This is a genomic window from Sinorhizobium sp. 6-70 (genome assembly GCF_030124375.1).
GTDB lineage: Bacteria > Pseudomonadota > Alphaproteobacteria > Rhizobiales > Rhizobiaceae > Sinorhizobium.
In genome coordinates this window covers 1-652 of record NZ_JASKLS010000040.1, presented here as the reverse complement: position 1 = coordinate 652, position 652 = coordinate 1, and the positions used below count along the sequence as shown (strand labels likewise).

Annotated in this window: 1 pseudogene; it reads right to left on the bottom strand. The window is 60.4% G+C overall.

The window, feature by feature from the left end:
* Positions 1 to 19 precede the first annotated feature (19 nt).
* Positions 20 to 652 (bottom strand): annotated as a pseudogene (locus QN222_RS30225) (IS5 family transposase); the annotation flags it as partial.

The window sequence follows — 652 nt, the reverse complement described above, 5'->3', positions numbered from 1 at the left end:
CCCTAGGACCGATCGACATTCATCGTAGCCAGATCAGGATCGCAGCGAGGTAGATGACGCCAGTAAAGTGGAGTGTTCGGCGCTCGTAGCGCGTTGCGAGTCGTCGAAAGTGCTTGAGGCGATTGAAACACCGTTCGATATGGTTACGGTGCCGATAGACGACCGGATCGTGCGGAATGATGGTCTTGCGGGAACGGTTTGAGGGAATGACGGCTTCGGCGCCCATACTCGCGATCGTCGCACGCAAAGCATTGCTGTCATAGGCTTTGTCGGCGAGCACAGCCTGACCATGCTGGCCGTCGAGAAGAGCAGGAGCCTGCGTGATGTCGCCGACCTGACCGGCTGTCACGACGAAGCGCAGGGGACGTCCGAGCGCATCGACCAGCATATGAATCTTGGTGGTCAGTCCACCTCTGGAACGCCCCAGCGCCTGATCCTTGGCCCCCCTTTTCCACTCGCCGCCTGTTGATGGGCGCGAACGATGGTGCTGTCGATCATCAGGTACTGATTGTTTCGGTCGGATGTCAGCGCATCGAAGACCCGCTCCCACACACCGGCATGGCACCAGCGGCTGAACCGGCGGTGCACCGTCTTCCACTTGCCGTAACGCTCGGGAAGGTCGCGCCAGTGCGCACCTGAACGCAGAACCCAC